Here is an 18,826-nt window from a genome sequence, read left to right on the forward strand (position 1 = left end):
GTTGATAGGCTTCCTCGATGGGGCAGCCATTGGATGGCAATGGCAGGCAAGAGATCTGTCCTTCTGCTCCTTTCGACGAATTGACTAAGTGCCGATCGAACCGCAGACCGGATCAGACCGGGAGGAAATTCATCAGGGTTGGAGGATAAGTATGGGAGAAGATCTATCCGGTCATCATGCCGACCGCATCCAGGCGGCGATTGCGTCGGACGCGGCGGCGAAGTCCGCCCTGGTTGCCTCCTGGCGACGGTCTTCCAATTTGCATCGGCTCGAACCAGCCGATTGCAGCCCTCCACATTATCTGACGGAGGCCGAACTGGCGCAGGCCCGGCAACGGATCGAACCTCTCCTTCGTGCTGCCCAAGCCAGTCTCGACCGTCTCTATCTCGCGGTAGGCGGCGTCGGATGCTGTGTCCTGCTCGCCGATCGCGACGGCGTGCCGGTCGAACGGCGTGGCGCGCCTGTCGATGATGAGACGTTTCATTCCTGGGGTTTGTGGACTGGCTCCGTCTGGAATGAGGAAAGCCAGGGCACCAATGGGATCGGCACCTGCCTGGTCGAACGCCGGGCGTTGACGATCCACCGTGACCAGCATTTCCACACGCGCAACACCCTGCTCAGCTGCACCACAGCCCCGATCCACGACCATGAGGGAAACCTCGTGGCCGCGCTTGACGTGTCCTCCTGCCGGGCCGATCTGACCGAAGCGTTTGTCAATCTCATCTCGATGGCTGTCGTCGACGCGGCGCGCCGGATCGAAAGCGAAAACTTCAAGATGGCATTCCCGAAGGCACGAATTCTGCTTGCGCCGGTGACCGACAAGGGTTCGGGCGCGCTGATCGCCATCGACGCGGACGATCTCGTGGTCGGCGCTACCCGTTCGGCCCGCCTGGCGCTTGGCATTACACAGCAGTGCCTCGACAAACCAATGCCCGCCGCCGATCTGCTCGGCTGGGCTGAGATTGGCCCTAAGGTTCTTGCTGAGGCAGAGCGCGGGGCCCTCCAGCGTGCGCTCGCGCGGGCTGACGGAAATGTCTCGGCCGCGGCGCAGGCGCTTGGCATCAGCCGCGCGACGCTTCACCGCAAACTCAACCGCCTGGATGTCCATCGGCCTCACTGAAACGCCGAGATCCCGTGACTGTCGCAATTCTGCGACACATCCTGCCCAGCCGCGGCGACCGGTGCGGTGACAACCACAGGCGGAAACCGCAAGTCTCTCCCGAAGCGTCGCATCCCGCGACGCCAGCTTTGGGAGGAAGACACATGAACAAGGTTGAATTCTCACGCCCGGTCAAGGCGCCCTTCGACAAGCGCTATGGCAATTTCATCGGTGGCAAATGGGCCGAGCCCCGCTCCGGCCGCTATTTCGAGAACTTCTCGCCGGTGAATGGCCAGCTGCTGTGCGAAGTAGCGCGCTCGGACGGCCAGGACATCGAGGCGGCCCTGGACGCCGCGCATGCCGCCAAGGACGCCTGGGCGCGCACCAGCGTCGCCGAGCGCTCCCTCATCCTCAACCGCATCGCCGATCGAATGGAGGAAAACCTCGATCTCCTCGCATGCGCCGAAACCTGGGACAACGGAAAGCCGATCCGCGAAACGACCGCGGCCGACCTGCCTTTGGCCATCGACCATTTCCGCTATTTCGCCGGCGCGGTGCGTGGCCAGGAAGGCAGCCTCTCCCAGATCGACGACGATACCGTCGCCTATCATTTCCATGAGCCGCTCGGCGTGGTCGGCCAGATCATCCCGTGGAACTTCCCGTTGCTGATGGCATGCTGGAAACTTGCTCCCGCGCTTGCCGCCGGCAATTGCGTCGTCCTGAAACCTGCCGAGCAGACCCCGGCTGCCATCCTGCTCTGGGCCGATCTCATCGGCGACCTCTTGCCGCCGGGCGTGCTCAACATCGTCAACGGCTTTGGCCTCGAGGCCGGCAAGCCGCTGGCCTCGTCGCCGCGGATTGCCAAGATCGCCTTTACCGGGGAGACGACGACGGGCCGGCTGATCATGCAGTATGCCAGCCAGAACCTGATCCCGGTGACGCTCGAGCTCGGCGGCAAGTCACCCAATATTTTCTTTAGGGATGTCGTCGCCGAAGACGACGATTTCTTTGACAAGGCGATCGAAGGCTTCGTCATGTTCGCGCTGAACCAAGGTGAGGTGTGCACCTGCCCGAGCCGCGCGCTCATCCATGAATCGATTTACGACAGGTTCATGGAACGCGCCCTCAAGCGCGTCGAGTCGATCGTGCAGGGCGATCCGCTCGATCCGGCAACGATGATCGGGGCCCAGGCTTCGTCCGAGCAGATGGAAAAGATCCTGTCCTATATCGATATCGGCCGCCAGGAAGGAGCCGAGTTGCTGACGGGTGGGCAGCGCAATCTTCTGCCCGGCGACCTGGCCGGCGGCTACTACGTCCAACCCACGGTGTTCAAGGGCCACAACAAGATGCGCATCTTCCAGGAGGAGATTTTCGGGCCGGTGGTTTCGGTCACGACCTTCAAGGACGACGACGAAGCGCTCAGCATAGCCAACGATACGCTCTACGGCCTGGGTGCCGGCGTCTGGACACGCGATGCCAACCGCGCCTATCGCTTCGGCCGCGCGATCCAGGCTGGCCGCGTCTGGACCAACTGCTACCATGCCTATCCCGCGCATGCGGCTTTCGGCGGCTACAAGCAGTCCGGCATCGGCCGAGAGACCCACAAGATGATGCTCGACCACTACCAGCAGACGAAGAACATGCTGGTCAGCTACAGCCCGAAGAAGCTCGGCTTCTTCTGATCGCCTCATTGGATCAAAGGCGCGGCTCCGCAGGGGGCCGCGCCCCAGGCTGGAAATCGAAAACCCATGCATGCCAAGGTCACGGCAACGCCGGCAGCGCTTGAACTGATCGCGGAGATCGTCGCCGAGCACGGTCCGGTGCTGTTCCATCAATCCGGCGGCTGCTGCGACGGCTCTTCGCCCATGTGCTATCCGCTGGACGGATTCATCGTCGGCGACCACGATGTCCTGCTCGGCCATATCGGTGACGCGCCGTTCTACATCGGCGCCTCGCAATTCGAAGCCTGGAAGCATACCGATCTCATTATCGATGTGGTGCCAGGCCGCGGCGGCATGTTCTCGCTGGATAATGGAAGGGAGAAGCGTTTCCTGACGCGGTCGACGATCTGCGCTGTTCAGACCGGGATATAGACATTTCACATGACTTGCCGGCCCGGGAGCATTCCTGACGCAGCCGATGTTCAGACCGCCACGGAATGCCTCGCCTTGCCGGTTTCGAAATATTTGTCGAACTTCGCCGCGACGCTTCTGACAAAGGGGCGGCTTTCGACCGGCACGACGAAGCGGTCACCGTGAAGTTCAAGCAACCGGGCAGGATCAAGAAGGGCGGTGGAACTCGCTTTGCCGAGAAGCCTTTGGCCAGCCTCGCCAAAGCGCTCAACCAGGTCGATCGCTGAAAAGCCGGAATCGCACATCAGCCGCTCGATGATCCAACCGCGAGCGCGGTCGTCGTCGGAAAAAGCAATTCCGCGAACCGAAGCCAACCCACCGTCATCCACCATGCGGCCATACTCGGCGGTCGTAGGCATGTTCTGTACATAGCCTTGCCGGAATTGGCTGATGGATGACGGGCCGAGGCCGATCAAGGTTTCGCAGCGATCCTCGGTGTAGCCCTGAAAGTTGCGACGCAACATCCCCGCATGCGCGGCAAGCGCCAGCGCATCGCCCGGTTTGGCGAAATGGTCGAGCCCGATTGCTTCGTATCCTTGGTCGAGTATGGCGCGAGCTGCCAGCTGCGATTGGGCAAACCGCTCCTCCGGGCCTGGCAACCAGGCCTCGTCGATCATGGTCTGATGTTTCTTGAACCATGGCACATGGGCATAGCCAAAAAGGGCGATCCGGTCGGGCTCGAGCGTCAGCGCCTGCATGACAGTGGACAAGACGCTCTCCCTGGTCTGGTGCGGCAAGCCGTAGAGCAGGTCCAGGTTGACCGACTCGACGCCGCGTGTCCGAACGCCGTCGACGACTGTCTTGGTCTGCAAGAAGGTCTGTTCGCGATTGATGGCCTTCTGCACCTTCGGATCGAAATCCTGGACCCCGAGGCTGGCCCTCGTCATGCCGATTTCGGCAAGCGCGTCGAGGCGGGCTTCGTCCATATCGTTGGGTTCGATTTCGACGCTGATCTTGGCGCCGGGAAGAAATGAGAAGCTGTTGCGCAGAACGTCTCCCAGCGCCACCATGTCCTGTGGTTTGAGCATCGTCGGTGAGCCGCCACCGAAATGGACGGCACGTACCCGGCCCTTGCCTCCGGCGAGCCTTGAGACGGTGGCGATCTCCGCATGCAGCGATCTCAGATATTTCGTGACCGGTTCGTAGTGGCGTGTCTGCTTGGTATGGCACGCACAGAACCAGCAAAGCTTGTCGCAATAGGGGATGTGCAGATAGAGCGAGATCTCGTCGCCCTCATTGAGCGCCTGCAGCCAGCCACGACAGACGGCGGCATCGACGCCCGGATGAAAATGCGGCGCCGTTGGGTAACTCGTGTAACGCGGCACGTTCTCACCAAGCCTGGCAACTAATTCTGGCCGCATGTCGCTCTCAACTCCGGAACGTTTCGCGCGATATTGTGCAAGGTGGGCAACAGCCGCCTTGATTTCGGTCAATGCCCATCGGCTGCGGACAAACTGCCGCAAGGCTTTTTCTTGGGTCGATGCTATATCCTGACGGAACCTTTAGGTTCGCGGACGACCACGATGACAGTGCGTCAGGATGTACATAGCGCCGGCATTCCCGTGCTTTGCCAGTCATGCGAAGCGCGGCATCATGGCGTTTGCGGCGCGCTCGATCCGGACCAGCTGGTGGGCCTCGCCAAGACCTCATCGAAGCATACCGTCGAAGCGGGCGTGGAATTGATCGGTGACGCCGAGGCCGTCGACAGCTACGCGAATGTGCTTTCCGGCGTGGTCAAGCTGATGAAGAGCCTTTCGGACGGGCGCCAGCAGATTGTCGGGCTTCAATTTGCTCCCGATTTTCTGGGCAGGCCCTTCAAGGTGGAAAGCGCGATCAACGCCGAAGCCGCAACCGCAGTTTCCCTGTGCTCGTTCCCAAAGGCGGCCATCGAACGGATGATGAAGGAATCGCCGGGACTGGAGCATCGTCTCTTCAAGCAGACGCTGAACGAACTCGATGATGCCCGCGACTGGATGGTGACGCTGGGCCGCAAGAGTGCTTCGGAAAAGGTGGCGAGCTTCCTACTCATGATCGCCAGGAACATCGACCCCACGCTTGATCCGGCCGCCCAGTCGACAAGTTTCGATCTGCCTTTGACCCGCGCCGACATCGCCGATTTCCTCGGTCTGACGATCGAGACCGTCAGCCGTCAGCTGACCCGGCTGCGATCAGATGGCGTGATCCGCATCGAGAACAATCGGCATGTCATCGTCGATAGCTTGACTCGGCTGCAGCGCCGCTCCGGCGCCTAGTCTAGGCTCAATCGACAAACCCAATCATCGGCAGGACATGCTCGCGCTCGAAGGCGATATGCCGGCGCAGGCTTTCGAAGAACCCGCGCAGCATGAACCCAACCGCCTCGGCATTGTCGATCGTCTTGCCGTGGCCGATCGCCAGCAACATCTCTGTCACCTCACCGGCAAAGCATTCGTCCTCGATATGCTCGGCGCTCAATCGCCTTGCTGAATCAAGATTGGCATCACTGCCGGCCAACGCCATCTCGTAGGCGGGGAATATGACCGTCTCTTCGTATCGATGACTGTCGCGCAACAGCGGAACGATTGCGTTTGCTACCGCCAAGCATGCCAAAATGTCGACCTTGGGCAGCGTGTCCGCGATCCTTTCCAAGGCATCGCAGAGCTGCAGTTTTTCCAAGTGTACACGTTTCATCACCGCAGCAGACCCTGCCGGCATCGAATTTTTGCCGCCTGCATGCAGTGGAAACGGTCCCCCTCCTGTCTGCGAGTTCAACGGCAATCTCCTGATCGTTCGCAGGATCAAGCCTGCCCAATCCAAATGCACATGACTTTGACATGGATCAAGGCGGGGACGTGCTGGCTGCGGAATTGGTGTTGCCGCGGATTGGCGTCCGCGCAGGGAATCCGAGGTCGGGGAAATGTCATGAAGTTCGGCACACAAATCTTCGCGTTGAGCCTTTTTACTTTCGCGGCCTTGGTGGCTGCCGGCTTCGGCGTGGACGAGCCGTTCCGGCAGCACATGTGGGTGCTGTTCTTCGTGCTGCTCGGTTTTGTCGCCATCCTCATTCGCAACTCGAGCTTCGAAGTGGCCGCTCCGATCGACCCATCCGCTTACATGGACGGTCCAATCCGCTACGGCGCCATCGCCACGATGTTCTGGGGTGTCGTCGGCATGCTGGTCGGCGTGGTCATCGCGCTGCAGCTGGCCTACCCCGATCTCAACATTCAACCTTGGTTCAATTTCGGCCGCTTGCGGCCGCTGCACACGTCCGGCGTCGTCTTCGCCTTCGGCGGCAACGCGCTGCTGTGCACGTCATTATACGTCGTGCAACGTACCTGCCGCGCCCGCCTGTTCGGCGGCGATCTCGCCTGGTTCGTCTTCTGGGGCTACCAGCTTTTCATCGTAATGGCCGCGACGGGCTACCTGCTAGGCATCACCGAGAGCCGCGAATACGCCGAACCCGAATGGTACGTGGACATCTGGCTGACTATCGTCTGGGTCGCTTACCTCATCCTGTTCCTTGGCACGATCCTGAAGCGCAAGGAACCGCACATCTACGTCGCCAACTGGTTCTACCTGTCCTTCATCGTCACCATCGCGATGCTGCATGTGGTCAACAACCTTTCNCCTGTTCCTCGGCACGATCCTGAAGCGCAAGGAACCGCACATCTACGTCGCCAACTGGTTCTACCTGTCCTTCATCGTCACCATCGCGATGCTGCATGTGGTCAACAACCTTTCGATGCCGGCCTCTCTCCTCGGTTCCAAAAGCTACTCCGCCTTTTCCGGCGTCCAGGACGCGCTGACGCAATGGTGGTACGGCCACAACGCGGTCGGCTTCTTCCTGACCGCCGGCTTCCTCGGCATGATGTATTATTTCGTGCCCAAGCAGGCGAACCGGCCAGTCTATTCCTACCGGCTCTCGATCATCCATTTCTGGGCAATCATCTTTCTCTATATTTGGGCCGGGCCGCATCACCTGCACTACACCGCCTTGCCCGACTGGGCGCAGACGCTCGGCATGGTGTTCTCGATCATGCTGTGGATGCCGTCCTGGGGCGGCATGATCAATGGCCTGATGACGCTGTCCGGCGCCTGGGACAAGCTGCGCACCGACCCGATCATCCGCATGATGGTTATGGCCATCGCCTTCTATGGCATGTCGACCTTCGAAGGCCCGATGATGTCGATCAAGGCGGTCAACTCGCTATCGCATTATACCGACTGGACAATTGGTCACGTGCACTCCGGCGCGCTCGGCTGGGTCGGCATGATCTCGTTCGGCGCGATCTACTACATGGTGCCGAAGCTCTGGAACCGTAACCGGCTCTATTCGCTGCGGCTGGTTACCTGGCACTTCTGGCTGGCGACCCTGGGGATCGTCGTCTACGCCGCGGTCATGTGGGTGTCCGGCATCATGCAGGGCCTGATGTGGCGCGAATACGACGAGCAGGGCTTCCTGGTCTACTCCTTCGCCGAGACCGTCGCTGCCATGCACCCCTACTACGTCATGCGCGCCATGGGCGGCGCCATGTATCTCTCGGGTGCCCTGATCATGGCCTGGAACATCACCATGACCATCCTCGGCCACCAGCGTGAGGAGCAACCGATGCCGGGCTCCGTTCCCGCCCTTCAGCCTGCCGAATAAGGAGCCAGAACATGGGCTTGATGGATAGACATGCACTAATCGAGAAGAACGCCACGCTTCTTCTCGTAGGCTCCCTTCTTGTGGTGACCGTCGGCGGCATCGTCGAGATCGCACCCCTCTTCTACCTCGATAACACGATCGAGAAAGTCGAAGGCATGCGGCCCTACTCGCCGCTCGAGCTTGCCGGACGCAACATCTATGTGCGCGAGGGCTGCTACCTCTGCCACAGTCAGATGATCAGGCCGTTCCGCGACGAAGTCGAGCGCTACGGCCACTACAGCCTGGCCGCCGAGTCGATGTACGATCATCCCTTTCAGTGGGGATCGAAGCGGACGGGGCCGGATCTCGCCCGGGTCGGCGACCGATATTCGAATTCATGGCATGTCGCGCATCTCTCCGATCCGCGTTCCGTTGTGCCGGAATCCATCATGCCCAGCTACGCGTTCCTGAAGGACGCGCCGATTGACGTGAAGGACTTCTCGACGCACCTGGTCGCCAACCGGCGGGTCGGCGTCCCCTATGACGATGATATGGTCGCGCACGCCAATGTCGATCTGATGGCGCAGGCTGATCCCAACGCCGACACATCAGGTCTTGAGGCCCGGTATCCCAAAGCCAAGATCGGCGACTTCGACGGCAACCCGCAACAGGTCACCGAAATGGATGCCCTCGTCGCCTATCTGCAGATGCTGGGCACGCTGGTCGATTTCAAGAACTACGACGAAGCCGCCGGCTACCGCTGAGGAGTTTTTTCCATGAATTACAATCTTATGCGGGAGTTTGCCGACAGCTGGGGTCTTGTCGCCATGGCGCTTTTCTTTGCGGGGGCAATTGTCTTCGCCCTGCGCCCCGGCAGCCGCAAGCTTGCGGACGAAGCAGCCCGGATTCCCCTCGAGGACGAGTGATCATGAGCGACGAACACATCGACGAAATCTCCGGCGTCTCAACCACGGGTCACGAATGGGACGGCATCCGGGAGCTGAACAACCCACTTCCGCGCTGGTGGGTCATCACGTTCTACGTCACCATCGTCTGGGCGATCGGCTACACCATCGCCTATCCGGCATGGCCGCTGCTGCACTCGGCGACAACGGGCGTTCTCGGCTATTCGAGCCGCAACGACGTCAAGAACGAGCTGGCGGCAGCGGAAGCAGCGAAGGGCAAATACCTCGCGGCGGTGGAGTCGAAAAGCGTCTCCGAAATCGCTGCGGACGATGCCTTGCGGGAATTCGCGGTCGCGGCCGGCGGCGCCGCATTCAAGGTCAACTGCACGCAGTGCCACGGCTCCGGCGCCCAGGGTTCCAAGGGCTTTCCCAACCTCAACGACGACGACTGGCTGTGGGGCGGCAAGGCCGAGCAGATCCAGCAGACGATCACGCACGGCATCCGCTTCGCTTCAGATCCGGACACGCGCCTGTCGGAAATGCCGGCCTTCGGGGACATCATCACCGCCGACCAGATCGCTCAGGTCAGCGCCTACGTTGCCAGCCTGTCCGGCAAGGTCCGCGATGCAACTCTTATTCAACCCGGCGCCAAGGTCTTCGCCGAAAACTGCGTCGCCTGTCACGGCGACAATGCGAAAGGCAACAGGGAACTCGGCGCACCCGACCTGACCGACGCGATCTGGCTTTACGGGTCGGGCGAGACGGCAATCGGTGACCAGGTTCGCGCACCGAAGCAGGGCGTGATGCCAGCGTGGGGCGCGCGTCTCGGCGAGACCAAGGTCAAGGAGTTGGCGGTCTACATCCATTCGCTCGGCGGTGGGGAATAGGTCGGGGGCCCTATTCCTGCCCTTCGCCGCCTGAGCGACGAGGCCCGGCCAGTCCGGGCCTCGATCTTTTCGGCATTCGCCAATTGACCTGCATCAACGCGGGTCGATCCATGCGGCGGCAATGTTGCCCTGCGCGCTCAAAATCACAGTCCGCGCGCAAGTGGAGATAGTCGTGCTGGACAAGACGCAGGTAGAACGGCTGGAAGCCGAGGCGGTCTATTCCGCCAAGACACGTCAGCCCCTCTACGCTGCGCGCAAGAAAATCTTTCCAAAGCGCGCCTCGGGCAACTTTCGCCGCTTCAAATGGCTGGTGATGGCGATCACGCTTGGCATCTACTACCTGACGCCGTGGCTGCGTTGGGATCGCGGTCCATTTGCCCCGGACCAGGCCGTGCTGCTCGATCTTGCCAATCGGCGCTTCTACTTCTTCTTCATCGAGATATGGCCCCAGGAATTCTTCTATGTGGCCGGCCTCCTGGTCATGGCCGGCGTTGGACTTTTCCTGATCACCTCGACTGTCGGCCGTGCCTGGTGCGGCTATGCATGTCCGCAGACCGTATGGGTCGATCTGTTCCTTGTCGTCGAACGTGCGGTCGAGGGGGACCGCAACGCCCGCATGAAACTTGACGCTGGCCCCTGGACCGCCCGCAAGCTGATGCTGCGGCTATCGAAGCACGCCGTCTGGTTGGTCATCGGCGCGGCGACCGGCGGCGCCTGGATTTTCTATTTCGCTGATGCACCGACACTTATGGGCGAGCTTTTCACCGGTACCGCCGCGCCTGTCGCCTACATCACCATCGCCGTGTTGACGGCGACCACCTACACGTTCGGCGGCCTGATGCGCGAACAGGTCTGCACCTATATGTGCCCATGGCCACGCATCCAGGCAGCCATGCTCGACGAGAACTCGCTCACCGTCACCTACAATGACTGGCGCGGCGAACCGCGCTCACGTCACGCCAAGAAGGTGCAAGCGATAGGGCAGTCCGTCGGCGACTGCGTAGACTGCAATGCCTGCGTTGCGGTCTGCCCAATGGGGATCGACATTCGCGACGGCCAACAACTCGAGTGCATTACCTGCGCGCTGTGTATCGACGCCTGCGACGGCGTCATGGACAAGCTCGGCAAGGAGCGCGGGCTTATCTCCTACGCGACGCTCTCCGATTACAACGCCAACATGATGCTGGCGACCGCAGGCGGCTCCAGTTCAATCAATCCGTCGCTGGTCAGGACTGCCGTCGGCACCTTCTCCGATCAGGTGGCGCATTTTCACGTTCGCAAGATATTCCGGCCGCGCACCTACGTCTACATGGGCCTGTGGTCGCTGATCGGGCTGGGCCTGCTCTATTCGCTGCTGACGNGACGCGCGATCGGCTCGAGCTGAACGTGCTGCATGACCGCAATCCGCAATTCGTCACGCTATCCGATGGCTCCATCCGCAACGGCTATACCGTCAAGCTGCTCAACATGATCCCTGAGCCAAGGACGATCGTCGTCACCATGCAGGGCCTGGAGGGTGCCGACATGGTCGTCGTCGGCGACGACATTCCGGCCGGCCGGTCTTTCGCCATCCCGGTCGAACCCGACCGGCTGAAAACGTTGAAGGTCTTCGTTCGCCGGCCGGCGGACCAGATCCACGCCCCGGCACAGACCTTCAAGTTCCGTGTCGAGGATAGAGCGAGCTTCGAGTCGAACGAGTACATCGCCACATTCAACGCGCCAGAGGCCGCCAAATGACCGCCAATGCCCAAAAGCCTCGCGAATTCACAGGCAGGCACATGCTGGCCATCATTCTCACCTTTTTCGGGGTGGTCATCGCGGTCAACCTGACCATGGCCACGCTCGCCAATACGAGTTGGACCGGCCTCGTCGTCGAGAACACCTATGTGGCCAGCCAGCAATTCAACAAGGAGGCCGAGGCCGGCCGCGCCCAAGCGGCGCTCGGTTGGACCGGCAAGCTGACCATCGCATGGGGCGAAGTCCGCTACAGCCTCTCCGACGCAGCCGGCAAGCCGGTTCCTCTGCACGGTGTCAAGGTGCTGTTTCGTCATCCCGCCTACGAGAAAGAGGACGAATCCGTCACGCTCGCCCTCGCCTCAGGCAAGGAATTTGCAGCGCAACATATGCCGAAGGACGGCGTCTGGATCGTCGAAGTCGACGCCGATGCCGGCCTGGCGCGACCCTATCGCGACGTCCGCAGGATCATGATTTCTCATGGAGCGCTGCAGTGAGCTGTTGTGCACCGGGCGCTGAAATGGCGCTGGATCTGAACGGCGCCACATCGGTCCTGCCATCCAGCCAGGAAATCAGGTTGGCGAGCCGATCGCTTGGCGACGATCTTCGGCAGACCGACCTTTCAGTGCCGACGGTTCATTGCGCCGCCTGCATCCAGACGATCGAAGCGGCACTTGGAAGGCTCGATCACGTCGAAAGCGCGCGCGTCAACCTGTCGACGAAACGGGTCGCGGTCCGGTGGCGTGGAGACGAGGTGCCACCGTTCGTCGCCGCGCTTGGCAGGCTGGGCTACGAGGCGCATCTGTTCGCACCCGAGATCGACGACAAGGACAAGACGCTTGCCGAACTGATCCGCGCCGTCGCTGTTGCCGGCTTTGCGGCGGGCAACATCATGCTGCTTTCGGTCTCGGTCTGGTCCGGCGCCGAGGGTGCTACCCGCGACCTGTTCCACTGGGTCTCGGCGCTGATCGCCATTCCTGCCCTCGCCTTCGCCGGCGGCATCTTCTTCCGGTCGGCCTGGAACGCCTTGCGTCATGGCCGCATGAATATGGACGTGCCCATCGCGGTCGGTGTTTCGCTCGCCTACGCCATGAGCCTCTATGAGACGATCAATCATGGCGACCACGCCTATTTCGACGCGTCGGTATCGCTGCTGTTCTTCCTTTTGATCGGACGCACGCTGGATCATGTGATGCGGGAGCGTGCCCGGACTGCCGTGAAAGGCCTGTCTCAGCTGGCCGCGCGTGGCGCCATGGTGCTGCGCGGCGATGGCGCGCGCGACTATCTGCCGGTCGGCGAGATCGAACCAGGCATGCGGTTGTTGATCGCGGCCGGTGAAAGGATCCCCGTCGACGGCAAGATCATCCAGGGAACGTCGGATCTCGATTGCTCGCTGGCCTCAGGCGAAAGCACGCCGAAAAACGTGGCGCCAGGCGAAGCGGTACAGGCCGGCGTGCTCAATCTTACCGGCCCCCTGACGATTGAGGCGACAGCCGCCGCAAAGGATTCATTCCTGGCGGAAATGGTCCGGTTGATGGAGGCCGCCGAGGGCGGCCGCGCGCGATATCGCCGTATTGCCGACCGCGTTTCAGCGCTTTATGCCCCGGTGGTCCATCTCACGGCGTTTGTGACATTCCTGGGCTGGATAGCGGCGACCGGAGACTGGCATCGGGCGATGACGATCGCCATCGCCGTCCTCATCATCACATGCCCGTGCGCGCTTGGCCTCGCGGTGCCGATCGTGCAGGTGGTCGCCGCACGGCGCCTGTTCGAGAACGGCATCATGGTCAAGGACGGCTCCGCCATGGAACGCCTGGCAAGCGTGGACATTGCGGTGTTCGACAAGACCGGAACGCTGACGCTTGGCCAGCCCCGGCTCGTCAACGCGCCGTCGATCGATCCGGCCATGCTGACAGTCGCAGCCGACCTAGCGGCGCACTCGCGTCATCCGTTTTCAAAGGCCATAGCCGGCTTTGCCATTCCTGGCGGGCAGCTCAAATTCGATGCCGTCACCGAGCATCCGGGATTTGGAATCGAGGCCACTGACGCGGCAAGCACCTGGCGACTGGGCCGACGCGGATGGGCTGGCTGGAAGGCTCGAACCGGCGGTGAAGGCAAACACGGCTACGGCGGAACGGTGCTGACGAGAAACGGGATGATCGCCGCATGCTTCGTTTTCGAGGATGCATTGCGCGCCGACGCCAGAGCGGCCATCGATCAATTGAGCGACGCCGGGGTTCCCGTGGAGATGCTGTCGGGCGATACTGCGGCAGCCTGTGCCGAGGTTGCGAAGTCACTCGGAATCGACGACTTCGTTCCGTGCCTGCTGCCATCCGGCAAGCTCGAGCGCATCGAAACCCTCGCGAAAGTTGGGCACAAGGTTCTGATGGTTGGCGACGGCCTCAACGACACGCCGGCGCTGAGCGCAGCGCATGTCTCGATCGCACCGGCCACCGCCGCCGATGTTGGCCGCAACGCCGCGGATTTCGTCTTCCTGCGCGAAAGCCTCGTGGCGGTGCCGCTCGCGCTGGACGTCTCGCGCAAGGCAGGAAGCCTGATCCGGCAGAACATCGCAATCGCAATCGTCTACAATGCGGTGGCAGTACCGATCGCCATACTTGGGCACGTCACGCCCTTGATAGCCGCAATTGCCATGTCCGCTTCATCACTGCTGGTCATCGGAAATGCGCTGCGACTGCGAACCGCCGAGCCCATTTCACAGGCCAAAAATGTTCGCCGTGACAGGCTGTCCGACTTCAACGAACTGGCCCGGTCGTCATGACCACCCTCACCTATCTCATACCCGTCGCTCTCTTTCTTGGCGCGCTTGGCTTGGGCGGCTTCCTGTGGGCGTTGAAAAGTGGCCAGTATGAAGATCTCGACGGTGCAGCTGAGCGAATTCTCATCGATCCAGAAGAGAAAAAGCGTCCACTGATCTAAAGATAATCGTTGGCGACAGCTCTCCTTTGGAAGAAGACCGAGACACCAACCTCTTCACCTCAATCGTGGCGCGCGAGATCGTTGTATTCCAGGCTGTTGTTTCTCCGACTAACGCCCATCAATTTGCGCCAGCGCAAAGAAACCCTGCGTCAGGTCCTGTAGCTTTCTTCTCATCCGCAACGGTCGAGACACAGGAGATTGACATGATCACGCGACGCGAAGCCCTCTTCGGAGCAGCGCTCGGCGCTGCCGCCGTTGCGGCACTGCCGGCATTGTCGGCAACGGTCACAAAGGCGGAGATCCGCGGGCTACCCCGTGAACAGATCACGCTCGTGGCACCGCCTTTTGTGCATCCGCATGACCAGATCGCCAAGAGCGGGCCGAAGATCGTCGAGTTCACCATGACGATCGAGGAAAAACCTGTCGTCATCGATGCCGACGGCGCAAAGCTCAACGCGATGACCTACAACGGCTCGATCCCGGGCCCGCTGATGGTCGTGCACCAGGACGACTACCTCGAGCTGACGCTCATCAATCCCGACACCAACTCGCTGGCCCACAACATCGACTTCCACGCCGCGACCGGCGGCCTGGGTGGCGGCGGCCTGACCTTGATCAATCCGGGCGAACAGGTGACCCTGCGCTTCAAGGCGACGCGGACGGGAACGTTTGTCTATCACTGCGCCCCTGGCGGCGCGATGATCCCCTGGCACGTCGTGTCCGGCATGAACGGTGCCGTCATGGTGCTGCCGCGCGACGGGCTGAGGAACGAAAAGGGCGAACCGGTCAAGTACGACAAGATCTTCTACATCGGCGAGAGTGACTTCTACATTCCGCGCGACGAGAAGGGCAATTTCAAGAGCTACGAATCCGCCGGCGACGGCTACGATGACACCGTCAAGGTGATGCGTGGGCTTATTCCGACCCATGTGGTGTTCAACGGCAAGGTCGGATCCCTGACCGGCGACAACGCCATGAAGTCCAAGGTCGGCGAAACGGTGCTCATCGTCCATTCTCAGGCCAATCGCGATACGCGGCCGCATTTGATCGGCGGCCACGGCGATTATGTCTGGGAGCTGGGCAAATTCGCAAACCCGCCGGCCAAGGATCTGGAGACTTGGTTCATCCGCGGCGGTTCTGCGGGGGCGGCGCTCTATACATTCCTGCAGCCGGGCGTCTACGCCTACGTCAATCACAATCTGATCGAGGCCGTGGAACTCGGAGCAACCGCTCACTTCAAGGTCGAGGGCGATTGGAATGACGACCTGATGACGCAGGTCGAAGCGCCCAAACCCATCGCCATCAACTGAACGGCACTTTCAATTTGCCCGGACAGCAATGCTGTCCGGGCATGGACAAAAGACATGTCGGCTTTCATCCTGAAACTCATGCCGATCGCCATGATGGCCGCAGCCGTGCCGGTTGGGTTATCGATACAGGCAGCCAGTGGCCATAGACAGTCCCACGTCGCTGCCATGACGGTCAGCCTGCGTCCAGGTTCGATCATCTATCCGATGCCGGGCGAGTACCTTAGGGGCGGACGCCCGCAAGCAAATCCCATAGTCGAGCGGCAACTCAACGGTCCGCTCGAGATCATGACCTCTCAGGTCAGCGCTGCCGACTACGCGGATTGTGTGTCGGCTGGCGTCTGTCGGCCGGCGGAGGAGACCCGCTCAATCCCGCGCGATGCACCTGCAACAGGAGTGAGCTACCTCGACGCCGTTGCCTACGCCCGGTGGTATTCTGACGTGACCGGCAGCCTGTGGCGGCTGCCATCCGACGAAGAGTGGGCCTTTGCCGCGGCGGAGCGGTTCGCTGGGGAATTCGAGGGTGTCGAAAACGATGCCAACAACCCCGCCAGACGTTGGCTCACCAGCTACCAGGCAGAACTTGACCTCAATCGCAAGCCGGACCCGTTGCCAAGGAGCCGGGGCTCCTTTGGTGTGAATTCGCGCGGCCTGGCCGACTTCTCCGGCAACGTCTGGGAGTGGACTTCGACTTGTTATGTCCGCACCACGCTGGCCGAAGACGGAAGCGGTGTTGCGAGTTCGGTCGACAATTGCGGCGTCCACGTCCTCGAAGGCCTTCACAGAGCCTATATGTCGAACTTCGTCAGTGACGGAAAAAGCGGAGGCTGCGCTGTTGGCCTGCCCCCCGACAATCTGGGGTTCAGGCTGGTTCGGGATCGCCCTGGCTGGGCGAGCGATCTGCTCTCCCATTTGGGCATGATCTGACGGCAGGCGCCGTCAGATCATGCCAACAGGCACGGCTTTGACGTGGGCGACAAATTTCCAGACCCGTCCTATCGGCCGGGCGACAGCATCCGCTTCAGCGTGCCGTCGCGAAGCCAGTATTGGTGGAACAGTGCCGCCAAGGCATGAACCGAAATCAGGACGATAAACACCGGCTTGCTGAGCGAATGGATGTCGCCCCACGGATCGCCAACATAGAAAGCGAGGAGCCCAACAATCGGCGTTGCGAGCAAGACAAGATAGAAAAGGCCGTGCGATCCACGCGCGGCGATCCGCATCCAGACGGGCCCGCGGTCCGCCGGGCGAGGAGCACCGGGCGCGAATCCTCCTGGAATTGTGGCCGGAAGCTTACGCATTTGTAAGCTGACGGGCATGCGTGTCATGAAAGCGCAGCCGCCGCCCTGCCGCCTTGACTGTAGCGGCAGGGGCTGGCGTCACAGTCTCTTCCGTCGCATCGCTACCTGGCCTTCTGCGTCGTCAAGGCCATGCCGTAAGTCAGGAGGAAGCCGGCATACGCCAGAATCCATGCAGCGCCCGCGGCATGAACGATCCCCTCATAGGGTATAAAAACAGCAAGTATGCGCAACAGGGCTGCGATGAGGATTGCGGCGAAGACAACAATCGCTTGAGGTCCGGCCCGTAGTTGCCGACCGGTATGGCCAAGCGTGGCGCGGGCCATCACCGCGATCGTCATCGAGCCGACGGCGCCGGCGCCCAAAGCATGGAGTCCGGCAGCAACCGGCACCATCGCAGGCAAGAAAATCGACGCCGAAATCAGCCAAAGTCCAACCGGCACGAAGGCGTATGCGAGGTGAAGAATGAGAACGAGCGGATCTCGCAAGGTGCGATCGCCAGCCCACCGCGCCAACCGCCATGCCTGGCTGGCGGCGGCTCCCAGGAGCAGCCCGGAGATATCGTTGTCGGGGGCGAACGTCCAGGCGCCCAGAGCGATGGCTGAAATGGTCAGAGATGCAATGTCGAAACGGTCGAATGGCGTCGGCAGCCTGCCAGGATTTTCGCGCACGAGCCAATTGCGCGTGAAGCTTGGAATGATGCGCCCGCCGATCAGCGAAATGAGCAGGATCGCCGCGGACATTCCGAGCCTGCGGCTGATGTCCGACGTGCCCTGGACATGGGCCTCGATGTGGAACGCACCGTTGGCGCAGGCCATCACGACAAGCGGCAGCAGCACCTTGAGGTTGCGCCAGTTGCGTCCGGCGATGATTTCGCGGGCGGCGGCGGCAGCCACCGCAAACAGAAATGAGCCGTCGATCACCGCGGCTGCTTGCCAGCCGATGTCAGCCGAGAAGAAGACAGCGGCGCGCCCGGCAAGCCACAGGACAACCAGCGCCAGCAGCGGCAAGCCTTGTACGGGCAGCCGACCAGTCCAATTGGGGATGGCGGTCAGCAGGAACCCGGTAACGATCGCCGGCAGATAGCCGAACAGCATCTCGTGGATATGCCAATCGATCGGAACAAATACACTGTGGGCCTCGAGCTCGCCCGCATAGATCGGCAGCCAGAGCAGAATCGAGAGCGCGGCATACAATGACCCAAGGAAGAAGAAGGGCCTGAACCCGTAGGAAAGAAAGGCGGGGCCGGAATAGCGCCGCAGACGTGCAATTGCCATGACTTGTGTCCCCAAATGACTTGTATCCTCAAATGAAAAGGGCCGGATGAACCGCCGCCCTCGGTCCGTCCGGCCCTTGCCCACTCCGACTTGCGGCGAGCAGGCTGTCTGATTGCGGCTAGTTGGCCGCAACTTGGGTGAACAGGTCGGCAAACACCGTCTTCGCCTTGCCTACGTGCTTGACCGCTTTCGCCGCATCCAGGTTTACCGGCTTGCCGACAACGATCAGAGCGACCATCCCCATGCCATAGTGGGGCGCGCATTTGACGCCGTAGACGCCTTCCTTGGTCAGCGTAACGGTGATCTCCTCACTCGGCTTGCCCTTGAACGGCTCGGCGCCATCCGGAATCATGCCCTTGATCGACTCGGCGTCATGGGTCTTGTCGGTCGGCACGAACTTTACGGTATCGCCGGGTGCGGCCTTGACGAAGGCCGGCTGGAAAACCATGGCGCCTTTTTCGCCCTTGTTGAGCATCTGCACGACATGCTCTTCCGCGCTTGCGCCGCCGGCGAGCGCGAGGAGGGAGATTGCAGCAGCGAGGAAGAGTTTCATCGATTTATCCTTTGTCTCATGTTCGCGGCATTGCGCCGTTCCACGTCATTTAGCCCGATGCGGCTGCGAACAATTTGCGCTGGCGCAA

18 protein-coding genes and 1 pseudogene are annotated in these 18,826 nt (G+C 61.5%); 14 read left to right on the plus strand and 5 right to left on the minus strand.

What is annotated here, in order from left to right; all coding sequences use genetic code 11:
• The first annotated feature begins 151 nt into the window (after nt 1-151).
• From X741_RS157460 to X741_RS157450, 3 genes are all read left to right on the plus strand, one after another.
• The gene (locus tag X741_RS157460) at nt 152-1,120 is read left to right on the plus strand and encodes a GAF domain-containing protein (protein ID WP_013897060.1); all 969 of its coding nucleotides are present in this window, start codon (nt 152-154) and stop codon (nt 1,118-1,120) included.
• 143 nt (nt 1,121-1,263) lie between these two features.
• Complete coding sequence (gene adh / locus X741_RS157455; protein ID WP_023777165.1) at nt 1,264-2,781, plus strand: aldehyde dehydrogenase; 1,518 nt, start codon at nt 1,264-1,266, stop codon at nt 2,779-2,781.
• A gap of 66 nt (nt 2,782-2,847) precedes the next feature.
• Nucleotides 2,848-3,192 carry a DUF779 domain-containing protein gene (locus X741_RS157450; RefSeq protein ID WP_013897062.1) on the plus strand — a complete coding sequence of 115 codons (345 nt, stop codon included), beginning with the start codon at nt 2,848-2,850 and terminating at the stop codon, nt 3,190-3,192.
• Between the two features lie 50 nt (nt 3,193-3,242).
• On the opposite strand, the gene hemN is transcribed toward X741_RS157450, so the two are convergent.
• Entirely contained in the window at nt 3,243-4,592 is a 1,350-nt protein-coding gene (gene hemN / locus X741_RS157445) for an oxygen-independent coproporphyrinogen III oxidase (RefSeq protein ID WP_023764654.1), read from the minus strand.
• 162 nt (nt 4,593-4,754) lie between these two features.
• On the opposite strand from hemN, the gene X741_RS157440 reads away from it, so the two are divergent.
• Nucleotides 4,755-5,483, plus strand: a complete 729-nt coding sequence (locus tag X741_RS157440) for a Crp/Fnr family transcriptional regulator (RefSeq protein WP_023777166.1) — start codon at nt 4,755-4,757, stop codon at nt 5,481-5,483.
• Nucleotides 5,484-5,490: 7 nt separating this feature from the next.
• Here the strand turns inward: X741_RS157440 and X741_RS1000000170805 are convergent, their stop codons facing one another.
• Nucleotides 5,491-6,438, minus strand: a complete 948-nt coding sequence (locus tag X741_RS1000000170805; protein WP_245272678.1) for a hemerythrin domain-containing protein — start codon at nt 6,436-6,438, stop codon at nt 5,491-5,493.
• Nucleotides 6,439-6,817: 379 nt separating this feature from the next.
• On the opposite strand from X741_RS1000000170805, the gene ccoN reads away from it, so the two are divergent.
• The 10 genes and pseudogenes from ccoN to X741_RS157395 all read left to right on the plus strand — a co-directional run bounded on the left by ccoN (nt 6,818) and on the right by X741_RS157395 (nt 16,537).
• On the plus strand, nt 6,818-7,858 hold the full coding sequence (gene ccoN / locus X741_RS01000000166415; RefSeq protein ID WP_280940332.1) for a cytochrome-c oxidase, cbb3-type subunit I: 1,041 nt from the start codon (nt 6,818-6,820) through the stop codon (nt 7,856-7,858).
• 11 nt (nt 7,859-7,869) lie between these two features.
• Nucleotides 7,870-8,601: a cytochrome-c oxidase, cbb3-type subunit II gene (ccoO, locus tag X741_RS157430; RefSeq protein ID WP_023777168.1), complete on the plus strand. Its 732-nt coding sequence runs from the start codon at nt 7,870-7,872 to the stop codon at nt 8,599-8,601.
• Nucleotides 8,602-8,613: 12 nt separating this feature from the next.
• Entirely contained in the window at nt 8,614-8,763 is a 150-nt protein-coding gene (locus tag X741_RS157425) for a CcoQ/FixQ family Cbb3-type cytochrome c oxidase assembly chaperone (protein ID WP_023764650.1), read from the plus strand.
• A 2-nt stretch (nt 8,764-8,765) separates the two neighbouring features.
• A complete protein-coding gene (gene ccoP, locus X741_RS157420) occupies nt 8,766-9,629 on the plus strand; it encodes a cytochrome-c oxidase, cbb3-type subunit III (RefSeq protein ID WP_023777169.1) in 864 nt (287 codons plus the stop codon).
• A gap of 172 nt (nt 9,630-9,801) precedes the next feature.
• Nucleotides 9,802-11,366, plus strand: a pseudogene (gene ccoG, locus X741_RS01000000166420) (cytochrome c oxidase accessory protein CcoG).
• Nucleotides 11,363-11,860 carry a FixH family protein gene (locus X741_RS157415; protein ID WP_023764648.1) on the plus strand — a complete coding sequence of 166 codons (498 nt, stop codon included), beginning with the start codon at nt 11,363-11,365 and terminating at the stop codon, nt 11,858-11,860. The pseudogene ccoG and the gene X741_RS157415 overlap by 4 nt, the downstream one beginning before the upstream one ends.
• A complete protein-coding gene (locus X741_RS157410) occupies nt 11,857-14,145 on the plus strand; it encodes a cation-translocating P-type ATPase (protein WP_023777170.1) in 2,289 nt (762 codons plus the stop codon). The genes X741_RS157415 and X741_RS157410 overlap by 4 nt, the downstream gene beginning before the upstream one ends.
• Nucleotides 14,142-14,303 (plus strand): cbb3-type cytochrome oxidase assembly protein CcoS, encoded by a 162-nt coding sequence (gene ccoS / locus X741_RS157405; protein ID WP_013897073.1) that lies wholly within the window; start codon nt 14,142-14,144, stop codon nt 14,301-14,303. The genes X741_RS157410 and ccoS overlap by 4 nt, the downstream gene beginning before the upstream one ends.
• Before the next feature lie 203 nt (nt 14,304-14,506).
• Nucleotides 14,507-15,613 (plus strand): copper-containing nitrite reductase, encoded by a 1,107-nt coding sequence (gene nirK / locus X741_RS157400; protein ID WP_023777171.1) that lies wholly within the window; start codon nt 14,507-14,509, stop codon nt 15,611-15,613.
• 54 nt (nt 15,614-15,667) lie between these two features.
• Nucleotides 15,668-16,537 (plus strand): SUMF1/EgtB/PvdO family nonheme iron enzyme, encoded by an 870-nt coding sequence (locus X741_RS157395; protein WP_023777172.1) that lies wholly within the window; start codon nt 15,668-15,670, stop codon nt 16,535-16,537.
• A 68-nt stretch (nt 16,538-16,605) separates the two neighbouring features.
• Here X741_RS157395 and X741_RS157390 read toward each other — a convergent pair whose 3' ends face one another.
• The 3 genes from X741_RS157390 to X741_RS157380 all read right to left on the minus strand — a co-directional run bounded on the left by X741_RS157390 (nt 16,606) and on the right by X741_RS157380 (nt 18,738).
• Entirely contained in the window at nt 16,606-16,938 is a 333-nt protein-coding gene (locus tag X741_RS157390; RefSeq protein WP_348625674.1) for a cytochrome b/b6 domain-containing protein, read from the minus strand.
• A gap of 74 nt (nt 16,939-17,012) precedes the next feature.
• Complete coding sequence (locus X741_RS157385) at nt 17,013-18,185, minus strand: NnrS family protein (protein ID WP_023777174.1); 1,173 nt, start codon at nt 18,183-18,185, stop codon at nt 17,013-17,015.
• A 118-nt stretch (nt 18,186-18,303) separates the two neighbouring features.
• Nucleotides 18,304-18,738: a pseudoazurin gene (locus X741_RS157380; RefSeq protein ID WP_013897078.1), complete on the minus strand. Its 435-nt coding sequence runs from the start codon at nt 18,736-18,738 to the stop codon at nt 18,304-18,306.
• Between the last annotated feature and the right edge of the window lie 88 nt (nt 18,739-18,826).

The organism is Mesorhizobium sp. LNHC221B00 (assembly GCF_000502935.1).
In the GTDB taxonomy this organism is placed as follows: domain Bacteria; phylum Pseudomonadota; class Alphaproteobacteria; order Rhizobiales; family Rhizobiaceae; genus Mesorhizobium; species Mesorhizobium opportunistum.

Coding starts and splice junctions, on each gene's coding strand:
- X741_RS157460 (WP_013897060.1), top strand. CDS start 152: ATGGGAGAAGATCTATCCGGTCATCATGCCGACCGCATCCAGGCGGCG.
- adh (WP_023777165.1), top strand. CDS start 1,264: ATGAACAAGGTTGAATTCTCACGCCCGGTCAAGGCGCCCTTCGACAAG.
- X741_RS157450 (WP_013897062.1), top strand. CDS start 2,848: ATGCATGCCAAGGTCACGGCAACGCCGGCAGCGCTTGAACTGATCGCG.
- hemN (WP_023764654.1), bottom strand. CDS start 4,592: ATGCGGCCAGAATTAGTTGCCAGGCTTGGTGAGAACGTGCCGCGTTAC.
- X741_RS157440 (WP_023777166.1), top strand. CDS start 4,755: ATGACAGTGCGTCAGGATGTACATAGCGCCGGCATTCCCGTGCTTTGC.
- ccoO (WP_023777168.1), top strand. CDS start 7,870: ATGGGCTTGATGGATAGACATGCACTAATCGAGAAGAACGCCACGCTT.
- X741_RS157425 (WP_023764650.1), top strand. CDS start 8,614: ATGAATTACAATCTTATGCGGGAGTTTGCCGACAGCTGGGGTCTTGTC.
- ccoP (WP_023777169.1), top strand. CDS start 8,766: ATGAGCGACGAACACATCGACGAAATCTCCGGCGTCTCAACCACGGGT.
- X741_RS157415 (WP_023764648.1), top strand. CDS start 11,363: ATGACCGCCAATGCCCAAAAGCCTCGCGAATTCACAGGCAGGCACATG.
- ccoS (WP_013897073.1), top strand. CDS start 14,142: ATGACCACCCTCACCTATCTCATACCCGTCGCTCTCTTTCTTGGCGCG.
- nirK (WP_023777171.1), top strand. CDS start 14,507: ATGATCACGCGACGCGAAGCCCTCTTCGGAGCAGCGCTCGGCGCTGCC.
- X741_RS157395 (WP_023777172.1), top strand. CDS start 15,668: ATGTCGGCTTTCATCCTGAAACTCATGCCGATCGCCATGATGGCCGCA.
- X741_RS157390 (WP_348625674.1), bottom strand. CDS start 16,938: ATGACACGCATGCCCGTCAGCTTACAAATGCGTAAGCTTCCGGCCACA.
- X741_RS157385 (WP_023777174.1), bottom strand. CDS start 18,185: ATGGCAATTGCACGTCTGCGGCGCTATTCCGGCCCCGCCTTTCTTTCC.
- X741_RS157380 (WP_013897078.1), bottom strand. CDS start 18,738: ATGAAACTCTTCCTCGCTGCTGCAATCTCCCTCCTCGCGCTCGCCGGC.